At 68.0% G+C, this 24,713-nt stretch carries 19 protein-coding genes; 9 read left to right on the top strand and 10 right to left on the bottom strand.

The annotated features are described in order from the left end of the window. Window positions 1–125: 125 nt before the first annotated feature. The gene (locus C5E07_RS12030; protein WP_104299613.1) at window positions 126–1,841 is read right to left on the bottom strand and encodes an amidase; all 1,716 of its coding nucleotides are present in this window, start codon (window positions 1,839–1,841) and stop codon (window positions 126–128) included. Further along, a complete protein-coding gene (locus C5E07_RS12025; RefSeq protein ID WP_104299612.1) occupies window positions 1,838–2,878 on the bottom strand; it encodes an agmatine/peptidylarginine deiminase in 1,041 nt (346 codons plus the stop codon). Before C5E07_RS12025 ends, C5E07_RS12030 begins: the two co-directional genes overlap by 4 nt. Before the next feature lie 82 nt (window positions 2,879–2,960). Here C5E07_RS12025 and C5E07_RS12020 point away from each other — a divergent pair, with 82 nt between their 5' ends. Next, on the top strand, window positions 2,961–3,596 hold the full coding sequence (locus tag C5E07_RS12020; RefSeq protein WP_104299611.1) for a TetR/AcrR family transcriptional regulator: 636 nt from the start codon (window positions 2,961–2,963) through the stop codon (window positions 3,594–3,596). Further along, complete coding sequence (locus C5E07_RS12015; RefSeq protein ID WP_104242849.1) at window positions 3,586–5,406, top strand: DEAD/DEAH box helicase; 1,821 nt, start codon at window positions 3,586–3,588, stop codon at window positions 5,404–5,406. Before C5E07_RS12020 ends, C5E07_RS12015 begins: the two co-directional genes overlap by 11 nt. A 183-nt stretch (window positions 5,407–5,589) precedes the next feature. Here C5E07_RS12015 and C5E07_RS12010 read toward each other — a convergent pair whose 3' ends face one another. Continuing rightward, the gene (locus C5E07_RS12010; RefSeq protein ID WP_181057978.1) at window positions 5,590–7,692 is read right to left on the bottom strand and encodes a Cna B-type domain-containing protein; all 2,103 of its coding nucleotides are present in this window, start codon (window positions 7,690–7,692) and stop codon (window positions 5,590–5,592) included. A gap of 268 nt (window positions 7,693–7,960) precedes the next feature. Between C5E07_RS12010 and C5E07_RS12005 the strand changes: the two genes are divergently transcribed. Further along, on the top strand, window positions 7,961–9,397 hold the full coding sequence (locus C5E07_RS12005) for a GH1 family beta-glucosidase (protein ID WP_104299609.1): 1,437 nt from the start codon (window positions 7,961–7,963) through the stop codon (window positions 9,395–9,397). Beyond that, on the top strand, window positions 9,394–10,065 hold the full coding sequence (locus C5E07_RS12000; RefSeq protein ID WP_104299608.1) for an HAD family phosphatase: 672 nt from the start codon (window positions 9,394–9,396) through the stop codon (window positions 10,063–10,065). The genes C5E07_RS12005 and C5E07_RS12000 overlap by 4 nt, the downstream gene beginning before the upstream one ends. A gap of 120 nt (window positions 10,066–10,185) precedes the next feature. Here C5E07_RS12000 and C5E07_RS11995 read toward each other — a convergent pair whose 3' ends face one another. From C5E07_RS11995 to C5E07_RS11985, 3 genes are read right to left on the bottom strand one after another with little or no spacing between them, the layout of a single operon-like run. Beyond that, entirely contained in the window at window positions 10,186–11,082 is an 897-nt protein-coding gene (locus C5E07_RS11995) for a glycine betaine ABC transporter substrate-binding protein (protein ID WP_104242842.1), read from the bottom strand. A 43-nt stretch (window positions 11,083–11,125) separates the two neighbouring features. Then, window positions 11,126–12,103: a proline/glycine betaine ABC transporter permease gene (locus tag C5E07_RS11990; RefSeq protein ID WP_104242840.1), complete on the bottom strand. Its 978-nt coding sequence runs from the start codon at window positions 12,101–12,103 to the stop codon at window positions 11,126–11,128. Then, window positions 12,100–13,368 (bottom strand): glycine betaine/L-proline ABC transporter ATP-binding protein, encoded by a 1,269-nt coding sequence (locus C5E07_RS11985; RefSeq protein WP_104299607.1) that lies wholly within the window; start codon window positions 13,366–13,368, stop codon window positions 12,100–12,102. Before C5E07_RS11985 ends, C5E07_RS11990 begins: the two co-directional genes overlap by 4 nt. A 461-nt stretch (window positions 13,369–13,829) precedes the next feature. Here C5E07_RS11985 and C5E07_RS11980 point away from each other — a divergent pair, with 461 nt between their 5' ends. Both C5E07_RS11980 and C5E07_RS11975 read left to right on the top strand, forming a co-directional pair. Continuing rightward, entirely contained in the window at window positions 13,830–14,672 is an 843-nt protein-coding gene (locus C5E07_RS11980) for a CPBP family intramembrane glutamic endopeptidase (RefSeq protein ID WP_104299606.1), read from the top strand. A 453-nt stretch (window positions 14,673–15,125) separates the two neighbouring features. Then, window positions 15,126–15,704: an endonuclease domain-containing protein gene (locus tag C5E07_RS11975; protein WP_104299605.1), complete on the top strand. Its 579-nt coding sequence runs from the start codon at window positions 15,126–15,128 to the stop codon at window positions 15,702–15,704. A gap of 152 nt (window positions 15,705–15,856) precedes the next feature. On the opposite strand, the gene C5E07_RS11970 is transcribed toward C5E07_RS11975, so the two are convergent. The 3 genes from C5E07_RS11970 to C5E07_RS11960 form a co-directional block, all read right to left on the bottom strand. Beyond that, window positions 15,857–18,358 (bottom strand): glycoside hydrolase family 65 protein, encoded by a 2,502-nt coding sequence (locus C5E07_RS11970; protein WP_104299604.1) that lies wholly within the window; start codon window positions 18,356–18,358, stop codon window positions 15,857–15,859. After that, window positions 18,355–19,131 carry an HAD family phosphatase gene (locus tag C5E07_RS11965; RefSeq protein WP_104242832.1) on the bottom strand — a complete coding sequence of 259 codons (777 nt, stop codon included), beginning with the start codon at window positions 19,129–19,131 and terminating at the stop codon, window positions 18,355–18,357. Before C5E07_RS11965 ends, C5E07_RS11970 begins: the two co-directional genes overlap by 4 nt. 166 nt (window positions 19,132–19,297) lie before the next feature. After that, the gene (locus tag C5E07_RS11960; RefSeq protein ID WP_104299603.1) at window positions 19,298–19,939 is read right to left on the bottom strand and encodes a helix-turn-helix domain-containing protein; all 642 of its coding nucleotides are present in this window, start codon (window positions 19,937–19,939) and stop codon (window positions 19,298–19,300) included. A gap of 58 nt (window positions 19,940–19,997) precedes the next feature. Here C5E07_RS11960 and C5E07_RS11955 point away from each other — a divergent pair, with 58 nt between their 5' ends. After that, window positions 19,998–20,936: an NAD(P)/FAD-dependent oxidoreductase gene (locus tag C5E07_RS11955; RefSeq protein WP_104299602.1), complete on the top strand. Its 939-nt coding sequence runs from the start codon at window positions 19,998–20,000 to the stop codon at window positions 20,934–20,936. Here C5E07_RS11955 and C5E07_RS11950 read toward each other — a convergent pair. After that, window positions 20,933–21,598, bottom strand: a complete 666-nt coding sequence (locus C5E07_RS11950) for a GntR family transcriptional regulator (RefSeq protein ID WP_181057976.1) — start codon at window positions 21,596–21,598, stop codon at window positions 20,933–20,935. The two genes, C5E07_RS11955 and C5E07_RS11950, sit on opposite strands and share 4 nt — an antisense overlap. A 341-nt stretch (window positions 21,599–21,939) precedes the next feature. On the opposite strand from C5E07_RS11950, the gene C5E07_RS11945 reads away from it, so the two are divergent. Continuing rightward, window positions 21,940–22,974: an LLM class flavin-dependent oxidoreductase gene (locus C5E07_RS11945; protein WP_104242824.1), complete on the top strand. Its 1,035-nt coding sequence runs from the start codon at window positions 21,940–21,942 to the stop codon at window positions 22,972–22,974. A 153-nt stretch (window positions 22,975–23,127) separates the two neighbouring features. Then, window positions 23,128–24,597 carry an NAD-dependent succinate-semialdehyde dehydrogenase gene (locus C5E07_RS11940; RefSeq protein ID WP_104299600.1) on the top strand — a complete coding sequence of 490 codons (1,470 nt, stop codon included), beginning with the start codon at window positions 23,128–23,130 and terminating at the stop codon, window positions 24,595–24,597. Window positions 24,598–24,713: the final 116 nt, after the last annotated feature.

The raw sequence follows: 24,713 nt of genomic DNA, 5'->3' as shown, positions 1-24,713 counted from the left end.
TGTGGCCCGGTGCGCTTCCCGGACTCGGGAGGCACACCGGGCCACAACTCTGTCGGCGCCGAGGCTTGCCGAGCGCGGCGAGGCGCGGCGAGGCGCGGCGAGGCGCCGCGAGGCGCGGCGAGACGTCAGAGCCGCGGCGTGCGCGGCGGCTCCGTGCGGCGCTCACCCGTCGCCTCGAAGGCCGCGGCGAGGCGGAGGAGCGCCGTGTCGTCGTAGGCCCTTCCCGCGAAGGTGAGCCCAACGGGCATCCCGATGTCCGCCATCGTGCCCATCGGCATGGTCACGGTGGGGATGCCCAGGTGGCGGATGGCGAGGTTCCCGTTGGCGACCCACACGCCGTTGCGCCAGCCCAGGTCGGCTGAGGCCACGTCGACGTCCATGTCGGCTGGGCCCACGTCGGCCACCGCTGGGAAGACGACGGCGTCGAGGCGCTGCGCGAGCATCCATTCCTCGAGGTCGACCCGCCGAGTCTCCTCGAGGCCGCGCACGCCGGCCGCGAGCTCGGGGATGTCGGCGAACGAGGCGACCGGATGCTCGCGCGCGTGGTCCGGGTAGGTGGCGATGTCGTCGTCGAAGCCCGTGTAGCGGTCAGGGAGTGCCCCCTCGGGGTGCGGGAAGATACGCGAGCCGTCGACCTGGGTCAGGGAGTTGAGCTGCGGGTCGGCGTTCGCCGCGAGGAAGTCCTCCCATCCCCATGCCGACAGGTCGACGATCTCGCGCTTGAGGTACTCGGGGGAGACGAGCCCGCGCGTGTGGATCTTCGGAGCTCCCGGCCGGTCGCCCTCGTAGTTCGACACGACAGGAAAGTCGACCTCGACGACGGTCGCGCCCGCCGCCTCGAGGTCGGCCCGCGCCGCCTCCCAGAGCTCGACGATGGATCGACGCGTGTCGATCTTCTGGCCGGTCGGACCGCCGATACCCGGCTCGGACGACGTTCCCGCGTCCGGGTCGGCGTTGATGTACATGCGGGGCACGCCGATGCGGGTGCTCGCGAGGCCGGCACGCGCATCCGCCTGGTTCGACGGGAGGAGGGCGACGTACGAGGCGGGACGCACCTCCGAGACGGGAGGGATGCGCACCCACGGCTGCGCCCGCCAGAAGTCGCCTCGCGTCTGCGCATCGTCGGCCACCACCACGTCGAGCACCTCGAGGAGGTCGGCCATGGAGCGGGCGTGGGGGACGACGACGTCCATCGTCGGGACGAGCGGCCAGTTGCCGCGCACCGAGATCACGCCCCGTGATGGCGTGTACGCGCAGAGCGCGTTGTTCGAAGCCGGGGCCCGACCGCTCGACCACGTCTCCTCGCCGAGACCGAACGCCGCGAAGCTCGCCGCCGTCGCGGTTCCCGAGCCGTTCGAGGAGCCGGAGCCGAACGCGCTCGTCAGGAACGCGGCGTTGTACGGGCTCTCGGCGCGGCCGTACACGCCGCGCTGCATGCCGCCATTCGCCATCGGCGGCATGTTCGTGAGCCCGAGGCAGATCGCACCCCCGGCGCGGAGGCGCTCGATCGTGAACGCGTCGCGCTGCGCGACGAGGCCCGCGAAGGCGGGGCTCCCGGACGCCGCGGTCAGGCCCTCGACGAGGTAGCTGTCCTTCGCCGTGTAGGGGATGCCATCGAGCGGGCCGAGCAGGCGCCCCGCCGCGCGGCGCCGGTCCGAGGCGCGAGCCTCTTCGAGCGCATCCGGGTTCTGGACGACGACCGCGTTGAGCTTCGGACCGCTCGAGTCGTAGGCCGCGATCCTCGCGAGGTAGGCCTCGACCAGGCCGGCGCTCGTCGCGCGCCCGTCCTCGAGCGCGGCCCGCAGCTGCGCGATCGGCGCCTCGACCACGTCGAAGCTCACCGTGCACCCCCGAGCGTGGGCTGCTGCTGGGTGATGCAGTGGATGCCGCCCCCGCGCGCGAACAGCTCACGGGCATCCACCGACACGACCGTGCGGCCGGGGTAGACCGACTCGAGCACCTCGCGCGCCCGCGCATCCGCCGCCTCGTCGTCGAAGCCGCACGCGACGACGCCATCGTTCGTGACGAGGTGGTTGACGTAGCTCCAGTCGACGAAGCCCTCCTCATCGCGGAGCGTGCTCGGCGCCGGGATGCCGACGATCTCGAGTTCCCGCCCCGCGGCATCCCGCTGACCTGCGAGGTGCTCGCGCAGGCCGGCGACCACCTCGTGGTCAGGATGCTCGGGGTCGAGCTGCTCGTGCAGGAGGAGCGTGCCAGGTGCCGTGAGGGTCGCGACGATGTCGACGTGCCCGTTCGTGCCGAAATCGTCGTAGTCGCGGGTGAGCCCCCGCGGCAGCCAGATGGTGTGCGTCGCGCCGAGCGTCCTCGCGAACTCGGCTTCGACGCGCGACTTGTCGGCGAGCGGGTTGCGTCGCGGATCGAGCTGCACGGTCTCCGTCGCGAGCAGCGTGCCCTCGCCGTCGACATGGATGCCGCCGCCCTCGTTGACGAGCAGCGAGCTCACGAGCTCAGCACCGCTGGCCTCTGCGACGAAGCGGCCGATCCCCGCCGACTTCTGCCACTCGGCCCACGCCGGCGCGCCCCAGCCGTTGAAGATCCAGTCGACGGCGCCGAGGACGCCGGGCCGTTCGTCGTCGGTGACGAAGGTCGGGCCGATGTCGCGCATCCAGAACTCGTCGAGGGGTGCCTCGAGGATCTCGATCTCCTCGCCGAGCATCCGGCGGGCGCGATGCAGCTCGCTGGGATCGACGACCATCGTGACGGGTTCGAAGCGCGCGACGGCGTGCGCGACCGCGGTCCAGGCCGCGTAGCCGTCCTCGCGCTGCGCGGCCGTGTCGCCGAGCGTGATCCCCTCGCGGGGGAAGGCCATCCACGTGCGATCGTGCGGTGCCGTCTCGGCGGGCATCTTCCAGGCCATATCCGGTCCTCCAGAACTCGAAGCGAGCATTGTTGATCATGTGATCAACAAGTGCTCGAAGAGTACGTAGACTCGGGACATCGTGTCAAGAGCCATCAGGAAGCCAGCAGCAGAGCGCCGCGCCGACATCACCGCGGCCGCGATCGACCTCGCCCTCGAAGAGGGGCTCGCCGGTATCACCATGCGCGCCGTCGCCACGCGAATCGGCGTCGCCCCAGCCCTCGTCGCCCACTACGAGCCCAACATGGACGAGCTCGTCACCTCCACGTTCAGGGCCATCGTGGGAGGTGAGCTCGACGAGCTCGAAGTGCAGCTCGCGCCCGTCTCGTCGGCATCCAAGAAGCTGGACCTGCTCGTGGGCACCCTCCTCGACGGCAGCCGCGATGCCGTGACGCACGTGTGGGTCGACGGATGGTCGCTCGGGCGGCGCAACGAGATCCTCGCCGAGGGGGTGCGTGCCGAGATGGACAGATGGCACGCCGCCATCACGCGCATCCTCGTCGACGGAAGCGCGACGGGGGAGTTCCGGGTGCGCGAGGCGGACGCCGTCGCCTGGCAGATCCTCGGCATGATCGACGGCCTCAACGCCCACGCGCTCGTGCGCTGGGGGCGCGATGCAGACCGCGCTGATCTGCTTCGCTCAGTGCTTGATGCGATACTCAGAAGTGAAACTGCCCAAATTCCTACAGAAACGACTAGTCTAAAGCGTGACTTCTAGCAATTCTTCCGTTCAGACCGAGGCCGAGGCTCCCTCCGAAGAGGCCCAGGCCCTGCCTACATTCGCCGATCTCGGTCTTGACGGGCCCGTACTCAAGGTCCTCAGCGACGTCGGGTACGAGACCCCCTCCGCCATTCAGGCCGCGACCATCCCCACCCTCCTCGAAGGCCGCGACGTCGTCGGCCTCGCGCAGACGGGAACCGGCAAGACGGCCGCGTTCGCGCTGCCCATCCTCTCCCAGCTCGACGTCGACCAGAAGACGCCTCAGGCGCTCGTGCTGGCACCGACCCGCGAACTCGCACTCCAGGTGTGCGAGGCGTTCGAGAAGTACGCGGCCCGCATGCGCGGCGTCCATGTGCTGCCCATCTACGGCGGCCAGGGCTACGGCGTCCAGCTCTCCGCGCTGCGTCGCGGCGTGCACATCGTCGTCGGCACCCCGGGTCGCATCATGGACCACCTCTCGAAGGGCACGCTCGACCTCAGCGAGCTCAAGTTCCTCGTCCTCGACGAGGCCGACGAGATGCTCAAGATGGGCTTCGCGGAAGACGTCGAGACGATCCTCGCCGACACCCCGGACACCAAGCAGGTCGCGCTGTTCTCGGCGACCATGCCGTCGCAGATCCGCCGCATCTCGAAGAAGTACCTCAACGACCCCGCCGAGATCACGGTCAAGACGAAGACCACCACCTCGTCGACGATCACGCAGCGCTACCTCATCGTGAGCTACGCGCAGAAGGTCGACGCGCTCACTCGCATCCTCGAGGTCGAGAACTTCGAAGGCATGATCATCTTCGTTCGCACGAAGAACGAGACGGAGGGCCTCGCCGAGAAGCTCCGCGCACGCGGCTACTCGGCAGCCGCCATCAACGGCGACGTGGCTCAGGTGCAGCGCGAGCGCACCGTCAACCAGCTGAAGTCGGGCAAGCTCGACATCCTCGTCGCGACCGACGTCGCGGCCCGCGGTCTCGACGTGGAGCGCATCAGCCACGTTGTGAACTTCGACATCCCGACCGACACCGAGTCGTACGTGCACCGCATCGGCCGCACGGGCCGTGCCGGTCGCACCGGTGACGCGATCAGCTTCATCACGCCGCGCGAGCGCTACCTGCTCGGCCAGATCGAGAAGGCGACCAAGCAGGAGCTCACGCAGATGCAGCTCCCCAGCGTCGACGACGTCAACACGACGCGCCTCACGCGCTTCGACGACGCCATCAGCGAGGCGCTCACGCAGTCCGACCGTGTCGAGAAGTTCCGCGACATCATCGAGCACTACGTGCGCCACCACGACGTGCCGGAAGCCGACGTCGCTGCTGCCCTCGCGATCGTGGCCCAGGGCGAGACGCCTCTGCTCCTCGACGCGGAAGCAGAGCGCAAGGAGCGCTTCGAGCGCAACCAGCGCGAGCAGGCGGAGCGCAAGGAGCGCCGCGACCGCGAAGGCGGCGGCGACAGCCGTGGCTCGCGCGGGGGCGACCGTCGTGAGAGCGGCGGAGAGCGTGCACCCCGCCGCCCGCGCTCGAACGGCAAGCCCATGGCCATGTACCGCCTCGCCGTCGGCAAGCGCCACAAGGTCGAGCCCCGCCAGATCGTTGGCGCGCTCGCGAACGAGGGCGGCCTGAGCCGCGACGACTTCGGTGCGATCGACATCCGCCCCGGCTTCTCGCTCGTCGAGCTGCCCGCCGACCTGTCGAACGACGTGCTCGACAAGCTGACCGGCACGCGCATCTCGGGCAAGCTCATCGAGCTGACCCCAGACCGCGGGCCGTCGCGCGACTCGGGCGACCGCCCCTACAAGAAGCGCTACGACAGCTGAGTCGCGACTCCGTGAGATGCCCCTCGCCCATGCGGCGAGGGGCATCTCTGCTTCGTCCACGTTGTCGCTCGCTCGTATCGAGGTGTTTGCTTCCCCTCTGGCGGTCCCTGTCTCTGTGCTGGCGAAAAGGCGGGCCACTCGTGAGAGTGACCCGCCTTTCCTGCTTGGACTCCTCAGCGGAGACTAGTCGCGCGCGGTGCGCCGCCGCTTCAGCAGGAAGAGCGCGCCGCCGGACAGGGTGACGAGGGCCGCAGCCGGAATCAGCCAGGTCGGCATCTCTCCTCCCGTCGTGGCGAGGCTTCCGCCGCTCTGCGGCGTAGGTGGCGTGGACTTGCCCGGCTGCGTCGTCGGCGTGTCTGGGGTCGTCGGCGGCTGGGCAGGAACTGCGGGCTCAGTCGCGGTGGGCGTGGGTGTCGGTGTCGTGGTCGGTTCAGGCGTCGGGGTCGGCGCTGGCGTTCCGGTCGGCGTGGGCTTCGGAGTCGGCGTTGGCGTTGGCGTTGGCGTCGGTGTTGGTGTTGAGGTGGGCCCTGGCGTCGCGGTTGGCGTCGGCGTCGGCGTTGGTTCCGGTGTTGCGGTCGGCTCGGGCGTCGGTGTCGGCGTAGCTGTGGGCTCGGGCGTCACGGTTGGCGTTGGCGTCGGTTCCAGTGTTGCGGTCGGCGTAGGCGCAGGCGTAGGCGTAGCGGTCGGCGTCGGTTCCGGCGTTGCGGTCGGCGTCGGTTCCGGTGTTGAGGTCGGCGTTGGCGTGTTCGTGACCGTGATCACTCCGCAGGCGTTCGACTTCGTGAGGTCGACCGAATACGGCCCGGATACAACCGATGTGTAACCGGCGACGGCTTCCTCTTCGATCGTGTACGTGACAGGCTCGCCCGGGGTGAGCTGCGTCGGCAGATTCCGCCACACGTAGTGCTGAGTACCGGGCTCCAGAGTCACCGTCTGGTCCGCTAGGAGAGCACCGTCGAGGCCGACGGCGGGTGCGCCGTTCGCTAGGAGCTTGAATGTCGCGGCAGGCACGTCGAGCGGGCCCGCGGGCGGCGCCGCAGGGCAGGTTCCTGTTCCGGCGCTCACGCCGGCCTCGGACTTGCCCGCCCACTCCTTCTTGAGCATGAGAGAGGTCGTGGGCTGCTCGGCGAACTCGGTCTCGCCCCAACCTGAGGCGTTCACGAACTTGAACCAACCGCCGTCGACGACCTCGCCCTCGATCTCGGTGGAAGTGATGCTCGCGGAGTTCTTGATCTCGGCGTTCATCTTCGGGAGCACCGTGCGGTAGGAGAGCGCATACTGGGCCTTGTCGCTCGGCTTCACACCCTGCGACGCGAGGTAGTCGCTGATGCGCAGCTCGAGTGTCGTCGAACCGTCTGGGTCAGCGGCGAAGGTGAGGAACTCACTGTCGGCAAGGCCGGAGAACGACTGCGTTGTGCCGCCGTCGCGGACGTTGAGCGTGAGGAAGTCCTTCAGGTACGGGCCAGCGAGCAGGCCGTCGAGCTCGGCCGCGGTGAGCGTCCGTCGTCCGCCGTCCGGGTCCTGCTTGATCTCGGGCGCGAAGCCACCGAGGTTCTGCAGCTTGTCTTTCAGGATGATGTTCTGGCCCAGGGCCGTGGGCTCGCCAGACTGCCAGTTGTTCAGCTCCACGAACCACTGCGCGAAGATCTGGCCGCTGTTCGCCGGCTGGATCCACGCGAAGTCGTACGCGAAGGAATCGAGCTTCAGCTTCTGCTGGAGGTTGACCGAGTCGCTGCTGTTCCCCGACCACTTGGTGATCATCATGGGGTTCTCGCCGGGAGCGGCTCCGAACTTGACGACGGGGAAGTACACCGTCTCGCCACCGATGATGACCTGGTTGTCGACGGGGGTGCCCTCATCTGGGATCTTCACGTAGGTGATGACGTACTCGAAGCCACCCGAGAGGCTGGCGGCACCAGCAGCGTCGTCGGTGAAGGTCACCGTGACCTTTCCGGTGCCGTTCGGGACAGCAGTGGCGATCTGGCCGAGCGCCACGCTTTCGGTCGATGCCACGGCGAAGCCGTCTGGCAGCGTCACATCGAACGAATCGCCCGGTTCGACGCCGGTTGGCATGTTGAAGCTGAAGCCCAGTTTGTAGGGCTGGTTCGGCGAAACCGTGTCGACGGCCTCGCCAGCTGCGTTGGTCAACGTGACGCCGCTTGTCGTCGGCTGCACGGTTGCTGCCGCCGCGCTCTGTGCTGCGAACGTCAGGCCTGCGACTGCGAGTGCTCCGACGAGCAGTGTCTTGAGAGCCGCCCCCGCGGTGTCTCGGAATGTGCGTTTCACTTCTCGTCTTTCCCCCGTCTGCTGGCCCCTTGGCGCAGCACGAAGAACCAGACTATAGCCCGGTCCAATCTGCCGACGGATTGAGATCATGTAAACAAGCATTCCCTGCCGTTGACTGCTCGTTCTGTCGATTGCAGACATCTCACCGTCGCTCGGGGGTGGTCTCCTCCGTGAACAGCGGGCAGTGGTGAACGCCACGGCCGCCGTCCACCGCTTCGCTAGAGTTGGCGTGCGCGACGACGCGCGTCCCACTCAGCCAAGGAGTATCGTGCCTGAACCAACCGCGGCATCTTCCCCTCGAGTCTTCTCGGACGATTTCGTCTGGGGCTCTGCGACCGCCTCCTACCAGATCGAAGGCGGTGCGGCAGAAGGCGGGAGGACCCCGTCGATCTGGGACACGTTCTCGCACACGCCTGGCAAGGTCGAGGGCGGCGACACCGGCGACGTGGCCATCGACCACTTCCACCGGTGGCGCGACGACGTCGAGACCATCAGGGAGATGGGACTGGATGCGTACCGCTTCTCGATCTCCTGGTCGCGAGTGCAGCCCGGCGGCTCCGGCGAGTTCAACGAGGAGGGCATCCGCTTCTACTCCGAGCTCCTTGACGCGCTCGTGGCGGCCGGTGTGAAGCCCGTGGCGACCCTCTACCACTGGGACCTGCCGCAGGAGCTCGAAGACGAGGGCGGATGGGCGAACCGCAACACCGCGTACGCCTTCGCGGAGTACGCGGCCCGCATGGCGGCCGAGTTCGGCGACCGCGTGCACACGTGGTCCACCCTCAACGAGCCGTTCTGCACGGCCTACCTCGGCTACGCCTCCGGTGTCCACGCACCTGGGCGCACCGAGCCAGCCGCGGCGCTCGCAGCCTGCCACCACCTGAACCTCGCGCACGGCCTCGCCACACGGGCCATTCGCGCGGCGGTCGGCGAGGACGCCGTGGTCTCGGTCACCCTGAACTTCCACGTCATCCGCCCGGACGACCCCGAGTCCGCCGCCGACCGTGACGCCGTCCGCCAGATCGACGCCCTCGCGAACCGAGTGTTCCTCGGCCCCATGCTCTCGGGGCACTACGACGAGGACCTCATCCACGACACCCGCCACGTGACCGACTGGGCGTTCGTGCTTCCGGGCGACACCCAGCTCATCCACCAGCGCATCGACGTGCTCGGCGTGAACTACTACACGACGTTCCGCGTCAAGAAGTACCTTGGTACGGGGGAGCGCTCGCGCAACGACGGCCACGGAGAGTCCGCGGCGAGTCCCTGGGTGGGGGTCACCGACATCGACTTCGTCGACCAGGGGGCGCCGTACACGTCGATGGGGTGGAGCATCTTCCCCGACGGCCTCACCGAGCTCCTCGTGTCGCTCAGCGAGCGCTACCCGGGGCAGGCGCTCATGGTCACCGAGAACGGCGCGGCCTTCCCCGACGTCGTCAGCGAGGACGGGCTCGTGCACGACCCGGAGCGTGTCGCCTACTACCGTGACCACATCGCCGCCATCGCGGACGCCATCGACGCCGGGGCGGACGTCCGCGGCTACTTCGCCTGGTCGCTGTTCGACAACTTCGAGTGGGCGTTCGGCTACAACATGCGCTTCGGCATCCTCCGCGTCGACTACGACACGCTCGAGCGCACCTGGAAGGACTCGGGGCGCTGGTACCAGCAGCTCATCGCCACGCGCACCCTCCCAGGGGCAGGTGCATGAGCCCGGTCGAACTCGTCATCTTCGACTGCGACGGGGTGCTCGTCGACAGCGAGGTGCTCGCGGTGCGGATCGAGCGGGAGATGCTCGCCGAGCTCGGCTGGCAGCTCACGCAGGATGAGCACGTCGCCCGATTCCTCGGCACCTCGCAGGCGACCTTCGAGCGGAAGCTGCAGGAAGGGCTCGGGCGTCCCGTGCCGGAGGGGTGGTTCGAGCTGCAGCGCGAGACGCTCTTCCGTGCCTTCGACACCGAGCTGACGGCGGTCGACGGCCTCCCGGAGGCGCTTGCCGTCATCCAGGATGAGCTGGGGCTCGCGAGCTGTGTCGCCTCGAGCGGAGACCACGCGAAGCTCAGCAAGACGCTGGGGCACACCGGGCTCCACCCGCGCTTCGAGGGGCGCATCTACAGCGCCACCGAAGTCGAGCACGGGAAGCCGGCACCCGACCTGTTCCTCCACGCCGCCGACCGAATGGGCGTCGACCCCGCCACGTGCGTCGTCGTCGAGGACAGCGCGTACGGCGTGCAGGCAGCGGTGGCAGCCGGGATGCACGCCTACGGCTTCGCGGGCGGCCTCACGCCGCGAGCGTGGCTCGAAGATGCCGGTGCCCAGACGTTCGAGCGCATGGCCGAGCTCCCGGCGCTCATCCGGGACCGCCAGCAGCGCCCGTGAAGGGTGCTGGCTCCGCTTCGAGCCAGCATCCTGCATATCGCCGAGAACGCAGACGAGCCCACCCCGACAGATCGGGGTGGGCTCGTGTGGTTCGCGGGCTCCGCGAGACCGGAGTGCGGGCTACGCCGTGAGCGAGTCCACGTACTCCTGGTTCTCGGAGATCCACTGCTCGACGATCGGCGCGTAGTCGTCCGTCTCGTTCTCGTTGAACATCAGGTTCTCGAGCGAGTAGAGCTGCTCGGAGTCCATCTTGAAGTTCTGGATCCAAGCAGCCGCGGTCGGGTGCGTCTCCACGATGTCGGCCTTGCCGTACGAGTGGATGCCCTCGGCGTCGCCCAGGAGACCCTTCGGGTCCTCGAGGTCACGCACGGGGAACGCGTCGTAGGCCCAGTGCGGGCGCCACAGCGTGACGACGATGTTCTCGCCGTTGTTCGTCGCCGTCTGCAGCTCGGTGAGCATCGCAGCGGTGGACGAGGTCTGGTAGTTCATCCCCTCGAGGCCGTAGCCGGGAATGACGTCCTCCTGCGTGACGCGCGTGAGGCCAGCACCCGGCTCGATGCCGATGATGGTGTTGCCGAACTGGTCGGCCGAGCCGGCGAGCTCCTCCAGCGAGGTGATCGGGGAGTCCTCGTTGACCGCGATGGTCAGCGACGCCTCGTCGTTCCACGCGCCCAGGTCGACGATGTCGTCGCCGTACTCGGCGACGTAGTCGGAGTGCGTGACCGGCAGCCACGTGTCGAGGGTCAGGTCGTAGTCGCCCGTGGAGAGGCCGGAGTAGACCGGAGCCGGGTCCGCGTACTCGAGCTCGACGTCGTAGCCCTGCTCGGTGAGGATCGCCTTCCACAGCTCGGACGCGGCGATGCCCTCGTCCCAGCCGTTGAACACGGCGATCGTGATGTCCTTCTGGTCGCCGTTCTCGAGCGTCTCAGCGGCGGTGTCGCCGGAGCATGCGGTGAGGGCGAGCGCCGCGGCGGAAGCCGCCGCGATCCCGGTGATGATTCGTTTCTTGGTACGCATGCGCGTCCTTTCGTTTCTGGTTGGGGGAGTTGAGGTCTGTGGGTCAGGCAGTGCCGGCCGCGACCGGCGCCTGAGTCGGGGTGGAGCTCGTGTCGACCTGCTCGAGATCTCCGGCCGCCTCGCGCTTCTGGGTGCGCTTGGAGCGGAGGAACGACGGCACACGACGCTTCTGCCCGGCGAATGCGGCGGTCACCCGGTCGAGGAACATCGCGAGGATGACGACGGAGATGCCCGCCTCGAAGCCGAGGGCCACGTCGATCCGGTTGAGGCTCTGCACGACCTGCGCGCCGAGACCGCCGGCGCCGACCATTCCGGCGATGACGACCATCGACAGGGCGAGCATGATGACCTGGTTGACGCCGGCCATGATGGACGGCATCGCGAGCGGCAGCTGGATCTGACGCAGGATGCGGCCAGGGGTCGCGCCGAACGCGCGGCCGGCCTCGACCACTTCCTTGTCGACTCCGCGGATGCCCAGCTCGGTCATGCGCACGCCGGGTGCCATGGCGAAGATGATCGTCGCCACGATGCCGGGGACGACGCCAACGCGGAACAGGATGAGCGCGGGAATCAGGTACACGAAGGCTGGCATGGTCTGCATGAAGTCGAGCACCGGCTTGATGGCGCTCGATGCAGCATCCGACTTCGCAGCCCAGATGCCGAGCGGGATGCTGAAGAGGATCGCGAGCGCACTTGCGACGAGCACGAGCGCGAGCGTCGCCATGGCGTTCTCCCACTGGTTGACGCCGACGATGACGAGGAAGCCGAGCAGGCTGCCGACAGCGAGCTTCCAGCCCTTCGCGAAGTACGCGATCGCGACGACCAGGATGAGGATCGCCCAGAACGGCGGCGTCTCGAGTACCCAGTAGACGCCCTCGTACATGCCCTGGAAGAGCGAGCGGATGACGGTGAAGACGCCGGAGAGTGCGTTCGTCAGCCAGTCGACGACCGCCTCCGCCCCGTCACCGAGAGGAAGCCGGAACGTGGCCGGCAGGGTCGTGAGTGCGGTGGCCGCGATCATGCGTGGCTCCCTTCGAGAGTCTCTGCGATGTCCGCCGGGCTGACGCTCGTGACGGGGTCGATGATCGGGAGCAGGCCCGTGGTGCTCGGCACGTTGGCGAGCGAGGCGAGGATCGTGACGCGGGGAACCACACCGAGGAGGCGCTGGTTCTCGTCGACGACCGCGATCGGCAGGGTCGAGTCGACGGACAGCTCGAACAGGTCGGAGAGCGGCGTCTCGGGGGAGACCATCGCGATGTCGCGCTTGATGGCGCTCGCGAGGTCGGGCTGGCCGTCCTTCACGAGGCGCATGACGTGGCGGTCGATGACGGCGCCTTCGAGCTTGCGGCCCGTTGACGTGATGAACGCTCCGCCGGTCTGCGTGTCGCGCATGACGCGAAGCGCACCGCGTGGTCCCGCGCTCTGCGGGACGACGGCGCGCGCGGGTTCCATGACGCTGCCAGCCGTGAGCACACGAGCCCGGTCCACATCCTGGACGAACTGCGCGACGTAGTCGTTGGCCGGGTCCGTGAGGATCTCCTCCGGCGTCCCGATCTGCACGATCGCGCCGTCCCGCATGACTGCGATCCGGTCGCCGAGGAACATGGCCTCGTTGAGGTCGTGCGTGATGAAGATGATGGTCTTGCCGAGCTCGGCCTGCAGCTCGACGAGCTCTTCCTGCATTTCGCGACGGATGAGCGGGTCGAGGGCGCTGAACGCCTCGTCCATGAGCAGGATGTCGGTCTCGGCCGTCAGAGCGCGGGCGATGCCGACGCGCTGCTGCATTCCGCCGGACAGCTCGGACGGCAGCGAGTCGGCCCACTGCCCGAGGCTCACGCGCTCGAGCACCTTGCGGGCTCGCTCGTTCCGCTCTGCGCGGGGGACACCCTGGACCTCGAGGCCGAAGGCGGCGTTCTCGAGCACCGTGCGGTGCGGGAAGAGCGCGAAGTGCTGGAACACCATGGAGACATGGTTCTGTCGCACGCTGCGGACCTCGGCGGCGTCGGCCGTCGCGAGGTCGGTGCCGTGGATCACGATGCTGCCGGCGGTGGGCTCCAGCAGGCCGTTGAGGGTCCGGATGAGGGTGGACTTGCCCGAGCCGGAGAGGCCCATGACGACGAAGATCTCGCCTTGCTTGACGTCGAAGGTGGCGTCGATGACTGCCGCGGTGACTCCAGCGCCGAGTTCAGATCTCGGCGTTCCGGAGCTCAGTCGCTTCGCGGCTTCCTTGGGCTTGCGCCCGAAGACCTTGGTGAGGCCTTTCACAGACACAGCTGTGTCGTTCACGCGTTCTCCCTGCGGTAGATGGATCGGACGCGAAAGCTCGCAGCACTTCTCGACGGTGCCTCGATGGGGGAGGTCGTCGCGGTGGCGGCGGAGTACCAGGCGGATCAGCGCCAGAACGTCGATTGGGCGCAGATGTCGCCCCAGGCGCGCGCTGCCGATCAAAATTGCCTAACTGAGGCAGCGGATAAAGCGCTCTGGGTTGGTCTTTCGCGGGGAATCGCGGCGCCGAACCGGTGTGGCGGCGATTGCTCCGAGAGTCAACGGTAGCAAGGTGGGTTCCCCGGGTATTGCCTGAGAGGCCTGATTTTCCGCCAAAGTCGGTGCATTCGCCGGGTGTCAACCTGGCGTCTCGCCTACGCTCATGCGGATCGCGGCGCGAACCGGGATAGTTACCGGAGCGTTACATCGTTGGGTCCATCTGGGCCAATCATCCGCCCAAGTTGGCCTGCGAGGATGGGTGAATGAGCGAACGAGCGCAGGATCCGCCCGTCACTGGCACCCCCGAACAAGCGCCCCCGCGCACCCGACTCCTGCACCTCGTCGCCGCCCTGCTGGTGGTCTGCAGCGCGACCGTCCTCTTCGCCCTGGAGAACGACCTCGGCTACCTTCCGCTCGCCGCAGGGGTGGCCCTTGGGTTCGTCGCGGACCGGAGCCTCGGGCGCGATCTGCTGCTCGTCGGAATCGGCATGGGCATCATCAGCCTCCACTCGATGAAGGCCGACATCTCGTGGGGCAACATCTTCGTCATGGGCACCGTGCTGTCGCTCGCCGTCGCCGTCCCCTACGCGATCTCGAGGTGGGTCTACAAGGACCACGCCGTGCGGTTCCCGCTGCGTCGAGGGACTCCCTGGTCGCGACCAGAGAAGATCTGGCTCTGCCTCGTGCTGGTCCTGGGCTGGCTCATCCTGCCGTTCTACTTCATCACCTCCGGCGTGTACCAGAACTGGCCAGCCGTCACGACGGCATCCGAGATCGGGCGGCTCTTCGTCGGCGTCGGGTTCGTCGGCATCTGGGACGAGCTCTTCTTCATCTGCACGGTCTTCACGCTCCTGCTCCGCCACTTCCCGTTCTGGGTCGCCAACGCGCTGCAGTCGATCGTGTTCGTGTCGTTCCTGTGGGAGCTCGGCTACCAGTCATGGGGTCCGCTCCTGACGCTGCCGTTCGCGCTCATCCAGGGCTGGATCTTCACGAAGACGAAGTCGCTCACGTACGTCATCTGCGTGCACCTGCTCTTCGACCTCGTCGTGTTCCTCGTGATCGTCCACGCCCATCACCCCGCCTGGCCCCCGATCTTCCTGTACTAGCCCCCGCCCCTCTCGTTCATCGCTGCCCGGCGTTTCGCCCTCTGCGGGTGCGCGGTGGACGGCTCCACCGACTCCCGAGGCGGCGGGGTTGTGGAGAGACGCTCGTCCACAGTCGGAGACGCAGCTGACGGTCGGAGTGCCGTGCGCTTCCATCTTCTCGGCATGCCGTTGCCTCGCCCGTTGCCCGTTGCCCATTGCCCGTTGCCCGTTGCCCGATGACCTCACGAGGGATGAGGGGGTCTCCGTATCAGCCGCGATGGCGCGCACTGTGCCGAGGAAACGGCTCGAAGCCAGCGACCTCGTCGCCACGCACCACGTGACCTCGATCTGAGCCTCGTTCGAGCGCGCCTCGGGCCCGGCCAAGTGCTTGCCGAAGCCTCGGGTGCTCGTTGCTGGGGGCTTCCGCTGCCCTGGAAGCTGATTCGCGGATATCGACTGGACCCGAAGCGGTTCGTGCTGGCAGGCCCGTCGGGCATCCCGTCCCTCGCGCCCGCGACCCTCCTGGCGCAGCTTGCCGCGCGCCTCACCCTCACGCAGACGGTGGTGTTCGCGGATGCACTCCGCACGTCGTTCGAGCACTACCCGGGTCGAACCCAGCTCTTCGCGATGCACACGCTCGAGGAGCTCACCATGACCGCGCGACAGTGGAAGGGTCGCCTCGGGGCGGCGACTCTCCGTTCCGCGCTCGAGCTTTCGAGGTCGGGATCGGAGTCCCCGAAGGAAACGCAGCTCAGGCTGCTCATCATCGGCGGCGGGTTCTCCGAGCCGGTCATGCAGCACAGGCTCGTCGTGCCGGGACACGGGCAAGCTCGCCTCGATCTCGCCGACGTGCGCGAGAAGATCGCCATCGAGTTCGAGGGTGAGGGGCACTTCACGGACGCGGCCTCAGCGCGAAGGGATCTGGCGCGCACGGAGGCACTGCAGCGGGCCGGATGGCGCGTCATCAGGGTGACGGAAGCCGACCTGAAGTCGCCTCGACGCCTGCTCGAGAGCATCCGCCTCGCCCTCGCGGAGCGAGGTCTTCGCCCATGATCGCTGCCAGCCGAATCCCCCTCTGGAGGACCCACTTGAGGGCGAAACGCCGGGCGGCGATCGGCGAGGCGCGGGGGCGCGGGCCGCTGAGAGAACGACGACGCCGCCTGCAGGAGCAGACGGCGTCGTCGTTCGTGGATGCGCGGCTCGCGTCAGTCGAGACCGGCGTCGAGCACTGCGTGGTCGACGGAGATCGTCGGGATCGAGGCTGTGATGACGGACCCGTCCTCGCGGATCGAGCCCTCGATGTCGCTCAGCGTCGGGTAGCCGGCGAGCTCCTCAACGGCACCCAGCTTGACGGTCGTCGGTTCACCCGGGGCGACCGCGACGCGGCGTCCGCGCACGAACACCTCGGCGCCCGAGCCGGTCTCCGCCGTGAACGTCATGGAGTCCTGCTCGAGATCGACGCGGATGCGCGAATCCCGCAGGGTGATGCGGAACTCGAGGTGCGGCCAGTCGGCGGGGAGGCGCGGGTCGAAGGTGATCTTGCCCCCGTGGTCGCGCATGCCGCCGAAGCCGTAGACGAGCGCGCTCCAGATGCCGCCCGTTGACGCGATGTGGATGCCGTCGCTCGTGTTGTGGTGCAGGTTCGCGATGTCGACGAACAGCGCCGTCGAGAAGTAGTGCTCGGCGAGGTCCGCGTACCCGACCTCGGCCGCGATGATCGACTGGACGACCGCGGAGAGCGACGAGTCTCCCGTGGTGAGGGCGTCGTAGTACTCGAAGTCCTTGCGCTTCTGCTCCGGCGTGAACTCGTTGCCCTGCAGGAGCAGCGCCAGCACCACGTCGGCCTGCTTGAGGACCTGGAAGCGGTAGATGACGAGCGGGTGGAAGTGCAGCAGCAGCGGGCGCTGCGATGAGGGCGTGTTCTCGAGGTCCCACAGCTCCTTCTCGAGGAACTGCGCGTCCTGCGGGTGGATGCCGAGCTTCTCGTCGAAGGGGAGGAACATCGCCTCGGCGGCGGCAGCCCACTCGACGAGCTCCTCCTCTGCAAGGTGGAGGCGCATCGTGAGGCGCTCGAACGAGGCCGGGTCGGTCTCGCGGAGGCGCTCGCACGCGTCGTACGCCGCCCGCAGGTTCGCCTTGGCCATGACGTTCGTGTACAGGTTGTCGTTGACGACGGTCGTGTACTCGTCTGGGCCGGTGACGCCGTGGATGTGGAAGTGGTCGTCGCCTCCCGTGCGCCAGAAGCCGAGGTCGGCCCAGAGACGCGCGGTCTCGACGAGGATGTCGATGGCACCCTGCGCGAGCAGCTCGTCGTCACCGGTTGCCGCCACGTACTGCACGAGCGCGTGGGAGATGTCGGCGTCGATGTGGTACTGCGCCGTGCCTGCGGCGTAGTAGGCGGAGGACTCCTGGCCGTTGATGGTGCGCCACGGGAAGAGGGCGCCCTTCTGGTTCATCTCGTGCGCGCGCTGGCGTGCCGCGTCGAGCATTTGGTGACGGAAGCGGAGCGCGTTGCGGGCGACGTTCGGCGCCGTGTAGCTGAGGAACGGGAGGACGTAGACCTCGGTGTCCCAGAAGTAGTGCCCGCCGTATCCGGAGCCCGAGACGCCCTTCGCTGCGACACCGCCGCCGTCGGTGCGGGCCGTTGCCTGGGCGAGCTGGAACAGGTTCCAGCGCGTCGCCTGCTGGTACACGGGGTGGCCGTGGATGACGATGTCGCTGCGGTCCCAGAAGTCGTCGAGCCATTCGCGCTGCCAGCGGTACACGTCCTCGACGGGCACTTCGCGCATGCGGTCGAGGGTGCGGTCGGCGCGGTCCGCGAGTTCGCGGGTGGGGACGCTCTTGGACGTGTGGTAGGCCACGTGCTTGATGATGCGCACGGGGACACCGGGCTCGGCGCGAACGCGGAAGGCGGTCTCGGCGAAGTCGGCGTCGACGCGCGTGGTGGCGTCCCACTCGTTGTCGGTGATGATGTCGTGGTCGGCCGCGACGGCGATCGTCATGCCCGAATGGGTGGTGCGGTAGGCGAGCATCGAGCGCAGGCCCTCTTCGCGCGCGATGCGGGACTGGAGCACCCGGTCGGTGAACGACTCCGCCTTGCGCGGGTCGAAGGCGACCTCGGTCTCCTTCTTGCCGCGCTGGAACTCGTCGCCGCCGTCCTGGCGGTTGATGATCTGGCTCGAGAGGAGGATGGATGCGCCGCGGTCGACCATCTCGACCTCGTAGTCGAGGAGGACGTAGTGGCGGTCCGTGAAGGAGACGAGGCGGTGCGAGCGGATGCGCACGTGCTTGCCGGAGGGCGTGCGCCAGTCGAGCTCGCGCGTCAGGATGCCGTCCTTGAAGCTGAGGACGCGCGAGTAGGAGAGCAGGTCTGCCTCGCTGATGACGAGGGGCTCGTCGTCGACGAAGAGGCGGATGATCTTCGCGTCCGGCACGTTGACGATCGTCTGGCCGACCTGGGCGAACCCGAACGCGTCCTCCGCGTGGCGGATGGGCCACGTCTCGTGGAAGCCGTTGATGAAGGTCCCGTACATGTACCCGTCGCGGCTCTCCTCGAGGTTGCCGCGCATGCCGAGGTAGCCGTTGCCGGTCGCGAAGAGCGTCTCGACGAGGCCCTGCGAGTTGGCGTCGAATTCGTGCTCGACCAGCGCCCACTCGTCGAGGGGGAACCGGTGGCGGTCCAGGGGGTCTTCCGTGGAGAGGTTCATGCGTGATCTTCCTTGAGGTCTGAGTGCGGGAACACCGGCACGAGTTCGGCGAGGTCGTCGACGACGGTGTCCGCGCCTGAGGACATGAGCTCTTCGTGGCTCGCTTCTCGGGAGACGCCGATGACGAGGCCGAAGTCGCCGTCGCGGCCGGCTTGGACGCCGGAGTGGGCGTCTTCGACGACCACGCATTCGGCGGCGGTGAGTCCGAGGAGCTGCGCTGCGTACAGGTAGGTGTCTGGGGCCGGCTTGCCGGCGATGCCGTTCTCGGCGGCGACGAGGCCGTCGACGACGGTCTCGAAGCGGTCGAGCAGCCCGGCCGCGGTGAGCACGGGGACGGCGTTGCGGGAGCTGGAGACGACGGCGACGCGGAGGCCGTGCCGGACGGCGGCGTCGAGGAACTCGAGCGACCCCGGGTAGGCCTGCACGCCGGTCTCGGCGAGTTCCGCGTTGAAGGTGTCGTTCTTGCGGTTTCCGAGGCCGCAGACGGTCTCGAGCTCCGGGGAGTCCTCGGGCGTGCCGTCCTCGAGCGTGATGCCGCGGGAGGCGAGGAACGAGCGGACTCCGTCGTAGCGGGGCTTGCCGTCGACGTAGCGGAGGTAGTCGTCGTCGGTGTATGCGGGACCGGCGCCCTTGGCTGCGAGGTAGTCGGTGAAGAGCCGCGCCCATGCGCGCATGTGCACCTCGGCGGTTGGCGTTATGACGCCGTCGAGGTCGAAGAGTATGGCCTTTGAACTGGTGAGCTGTGTCACGTCTCGGAGACGAGGAGCGATCATTGCATCCAACCTTGCATCGTTGGGTGGCGCCGTGACGCCGTTCTATGGTGCACGGCGGAATTCCCCGGTGCGCTCCGCCCTCGATACGCACCGCAGAGCCCCACCGCGATGTTCAATATCGTAGGGGTTCCCGGGTATTCGGTGCGCCGATATTCGGACGATCCGTTCAGCCGGTTTCGTGGATGTGGCTGCGCTCGGCCTGCCGGCTGAAGAGCGAGAGGATCTCGAGCGTCGTGTCGCCGTCGTTGGTCATGGAGTGGGGGCGCGTCGTGTCGAATTCCGCGGCTTCGCCTGGTTCGAGGATCGTGACGTCGTCGTCGAGCTGCAGGCGCAGTCTTCCGGCGAGGACGTAGCACCATTCGGTGCCTTCGTGCACGCGCAGGGTGACCGGCTTGTCTCGTTCTGAGGGCTTCTGTGGCGCGACGAGCACCTTGAAGGCCTGCATGCCGTCCGTGGCGCGGGAGAGCGCGAGGTAGACGCGATCGCCGCGCTTCACGGGCTTGGGGTGGATGCGCGGGTCGCCGGTCGAGGGTGCGCCCACGAGGTCGTCGAGCGGCACGCGGTAGCAGCGCGCGAGCGGCAGGAGCACGTCGAGGGAGGGGCGTCTGCCGCCTGATTCGAGCCGCGAGAGGGTGCTGACGCTGAGGCTCGTCTCCTCGGCGACTTCGCTGAGCGTCATGCCGCGGGCCTGTCTGATCTCTCGGAGTCGGGGCGCGACGCGGCTGAGCGCCTCGGTGATTCCGGTGGTCGGGTCGTCAAGGCTGTCTGGATAGCGTGTCGCTGCATCCGTCGTCGCTGCATCCGTCATGTTGCGAAACTAGCAAACTCGGTTGCGAAACGCGAGAGTCCCGCCGGAGACTCGACCCATGACACAACTGGATGCGCCGCAGCACGCGGCAGAGAACGAGAACCTGCTCTGGGACACGATCGTGATCGGCGCCGGCCCCGCCGGTCTGAGCACTGCGCTCATGCTCACGCGGGGGCGCAGGCGGGTGCTCGTGCTGGACCACGGAGTTCCCCGCAATCGATTCACCGACCACATGCACGGCGTCCTCGGCCACGAGGGTCTCGCGCCCGGTGAGCTGCGGCGGTTGGGTCGCGCCGAGGTCGAAGCCCACGAGGGTGTCTTCGCCGAGGCTGAAGTGGCGAGCGTCACCTCTGTCGGGGGCGAGGATGGCGCACGCGTGCAGGTGATGATCAAGGATGGACGGGGCTTCCGGGCGCGAGCCGTCGTCGTGGCGACTGGGCTCCGCGACGAGCTGCCCAACGTGCCGGGACTCCGCGCGCTCTGGGGGCGAGGCGTCTACGCCTGCCCCTTCTGCGACGGCTACGAGCACCGCGATCGACCCATCGCCGTTCTTGCCAACGGCGAGCACTCGGATCTGAAGGCGCACATGCTTCGGCAGTGGAGCGGCGACCTCGTGCTCCTCGTGAACGGCTCCTTCGCACTCGGTGAGGCGGAGGCGCGCTCACTCGTCGCCCGCGGAGTGAGGATCGAGCGCTCCGGGGTCGACGAGGTGCTCGCAGGTGTCGACGGACGGCTTCGCGGAGTCCGTCTCGCTGACGGCAGAGAGCTCGAGCTCGAGGCGATCTTCACGAACCCGAGCTTCGTTCCGCTGACCGGGATGCTCGACGGCGTGGATGTCTGCGGCCCAGAGCATCCCGAGTCCAGGGTCTGGGTCGTCGGCAACGCGGGGGACCCTCGCGCCAACGTGCCGGTCTCGATTGGCCAGGGTGCAGCGGCCGGCGGTGACATCGCCCTCGCGCTGCTCATGGACGAGATCGCAGCAGCAGGCAGGGTCTAGGCCGTCTCGGGCACCTCGCTCGTGTGAGCTCGCGACGTCGCCCGGTGGTGGTCGCGGACCGCCTGCTCGATCACGCTGCTCGGCGCCCCGATCTCGAGGAGGGAAAGGAGGTGGTCGTGCTCGGCGATCGTGGCGGGCGTGATGCGGATGTCGGATTCCGGCGCCGAGGATCGCAGGCGGTCGAGGTGTCGCCAGGTTCGCTCGACGAGGTCCACGAGGTACGTGTTCGGGCTCCGCCGGAAGAGGAGGTGGTGGAATCTCGAATGCAGCCCCGTCGGGTCGTCGGGATCGACGAGCATCCGACCCATCTCGGCGTTCGCGCTGCGGGCCTCGCTGAGCATGTCCTCCGTGAGGTGACGGGCGGCGCTCGCGGTTGCGTAGCCGTCGAGGATGGCAAGTGATTCCAGGGCCTGCCAGTAGCGCTCCGGCTCGAGTCCGGTCACGTGCGCGCCGACGTAGCGCTCGTAGGTGACTGCGCCTTCCGCCTCCAGCATTCGGAGAGCCTCGCGCACAGGGAGCGTGCTGACGCCGATCTTGCCTGCGATCGCGCCGAGGACAAGTCGGTGGCCCGGGGCGAAGGTGCCGTCCGAGATCCGCTGCTCGATGAACTCGTAGGCCAATTGGGTCTTGCCGGAGGGGCTCGGGTCAAGGGTCTCCGCCACGCCTGTCATGCTCGGCCTCTCGGTGTCTCGGGTGGGCTATTCGGGTGGGGGATACGGGCGACGATATACGGTTTCGCGTGCATCTGCTGGCCACCGACAAGTGAACCGCGAAACGTGATCATTCTGCGCGGGGAGGGGTGCCTGAGTTGACGCGCCATGGCATTTTTGGCACGATCATCGAACTTCATTCGATTGCATGGAACGCCGCCCCTGGCCCCGCGTTGCCCGTCGTTGCACTCGACCACAAGCTGCGCCGCCTCGGGGATGCCGTGTTCCCCCGGGGCGGCGCTTTTTCTTGCGACTAGAGTTCATGTAAACGCATTGAAATGGATGGAGCTGCCATGACCGGCACGATCGAGTTCGGCCTCAACACCTTCGGAGACGCGACCAACGACCTCGACGGCACCCCGCGCTCGCACGCGCAGGTCATCCGCGACGTCGTCGAGGAAGGCGTCCTGGCTGAACAGGTCGGCATCGACGCCTTCGCCGTCGGCGAGCACCACCGAGACGACTTCGCGATCTCCACGCCGGAGACCGTGCTCGCCGCGATCGCGGCCCGCACCGAGCGCATCCGTCTCGGCAGCGCGGTCACGGTCCTCAGCTCCGATGACCCCGTACGGGTCTTCCAGCGTTTCTCCACCGTCGACGCCATCTCGAGCGGGCGTGCAGAGGTCATGCTCGGGCGGGGCTCGTTCACCGAGTCGTTCCCGCTCTTCGGGCTGAACCTCCAGGACTACGAGGTGCTCTTCGACGAGAAGCTCGACCTCTTCATGAAGATCGCGGCGGGTGGGCCCGTCAGCTGGAGCGGAACCGTCCGGGGTGCGCTCAACGACGTCACCGTGCATCCGCAGCTCGAAGAGGGCCGCCTGCGCACATGGGCCGCCGTCGGGGGCACGCCCCAGTCCGTCGTGCGGGCCGCTCAGTACTCGATGCCGCTCATGCTCGCGATCATCGGCGGCGAATCAGCGCGCTTCGCGCCGTTCGCGAAGCTCTACCGGCAGGCCAACGAGCAGTTCGGCCACCCGAACGGCCCGATCGGCGCGCACTCGCCTGGCCACATCGCGGACACCGACGAGCAGGCGCGTGAAGAGCACTGGCTGAACTACCGCACCATGATGATGCGCATCGGCAAGGAGCGCGGCTGGTCGCCCATGCAGTACGCGCAGTACGAGCAGGAAGCCGGCGAGCGCGGGGCCCTCTACGTCGGCTCGCCAGAAACCGTCGCGCGCAAGATCGCCGCCACGGTCAAGGTGCTCGGCCTGCAGCGCTTCGACCTTAAGTACAGCGCAGGCACGCTGCCTCACGAGCACAGCATGAAGGCGATCGAGCTGTACGGCACGAAGGTCATCCCGATGGTCAGGGACCTGCTGGCCTGATTGTGCGGATGCACTACCTCGGCTCCCCGGGCTGGGCGAAATGCTCGTGAAGCGCCCAGCCCGCCCGAGTAGCGTTGGATCATCCATCGCCACCGCGCCCGAGACTCGGGGCCCGGGAAGCGCGAGCTCGCCAACAACCGAGGAGTTTGCACAATGACGTACCCCAACGAAGCGGAACTGCTTGCGAAGGTCCCCGGCCAGCTGTTCATCGGCGGTGAGTGGGTCGACGGCGCGGATGAGCCGTTCGCGGTCAACGACCCGTCGACGGGCAAGCCGCTCAAGCACATCGCCAACGCGAACCCAGAGCAGGGCATCCAGGCGCTCGACGCCGCCGTCGCCGCGCAGGAGGACTTCGCCCGGATGGCACCGCGCGAGCGCGGGGAGATCCTCCGACGCGCGTTCGACATCCTGCAGGAGCGCCGCGACGGGATGGCGCTCATCATGACCCTCGAGATGGGCAAGCCCCTTGCTGAGGCGCAGGGCGAGGTCACCTACGGCGGCGAGTTCCTGCGCTGGTTCAGCGAGGAAGCCGTCCGTGTGCACGGCCGCTACGGCACGCAGCCAGAGGGAACGGGACGCATGATCGTCTCGAAGCACCCCGTCGGTCCCGCGTTCCTCATCACGCCGTGGAACTTCCCCCTCGCCATGGCGACTCGCAAGATCGCGCCCGCGATCGCCGCAGGCTGCACCTCGGTCGTGAAGCCGGCGTCGCTCACGCCGCTCACGACCCTCTACTTCGTGAAGATCCTCGAAGAGGCTGGCCTGCCCAAGGGCGTCGTCAACGTCATCACGACCCGCAGCACCGCCGCGGTCTCCTCCCCGATCATCGCCGACTCGCGCCTGCGCAAGATCTCGTTCACCGGGTCGACCGGCGTCGGCCAGGGCCTCATGAAGGAGGCCACGAAGAACGTGCTCCGCACATCCATGGAGCTCGGCGGAAACGCCCCGTTCGTCGTGTTCGAGGACGCCGACCTCGACAAGGCCGTCGAGGGTGTCATCGCGGCGAAGTTCCGCAACATCGGACAGGCCTGCACGGCTGCGAACCGCATCCTCGTGCACACGGATGTCGCGGACGAGTTCGCGCGTCGGGTCACCGAGAAGGTCGCCGCGTTCAAGATCGGCCGCGGCACCGAAGACGGCGTCATCATCGGCCCACTGGTCGAGGACAAGGCCGTTGACAAGGTCGCCTCGCTGGTCGACTCCGCAGTGGCGGCGGGGGCTGAGCTCCTGCACGGAGGCAAGCGCGTGGAGGGCGACGGCTCCTTCTACGAGCCGACCGTGCTCAACCGCACCCCATCGTCGAGCGACATCTTCCGCGAGGAGATCTTCGGACCGGTGCTCTCCATCACGACGTTCGCCGACGAGGAAGAGGCGATCCGCCTCGCCAACGACACCGAGTACGGCCTCGTCTCCTACGTCTTCACGGAGGACCTCAAGCGCGGCCAGCGCCTCATCGACCGCATCGAGACGGGCATGATGGGCCTCAACATCGGCGTGCTCTCCAACGCAGCGGCGCCGTTCGGCGGCGTGAAGATGTCCGGCATCGGACGCGAGGGCGGCTTCGAGGGCATCGAGGAGTACCTGTACACGAAGTACACGCTCACGCCGAACCCCTACGCGTAAGCAGCAAGCAGCACGCAGATCCCGTCGCCAGCCCAGAGCTGGCGGCGGGATCTTCGTCTGCGCTCCCTCCCCTCCGCCGTCTGCTCCACGCCCTCGCCCTGCCCTCTGCCCTCCGC

Source organism: Pseudoclavibacter sp. RFBJ3 (genome assembly GCF_002931375.1).
Classification (GTDB): Bacteria; Actinomycetota; Actinomycetes; order Actinomycetales; family Microbacteriaceae; genus Pseudoclavibacter.
Note: the sequence above shows the minus strand (reverse complement) of the source record. Positions and strands in the feature narration are given on the sequence as shown.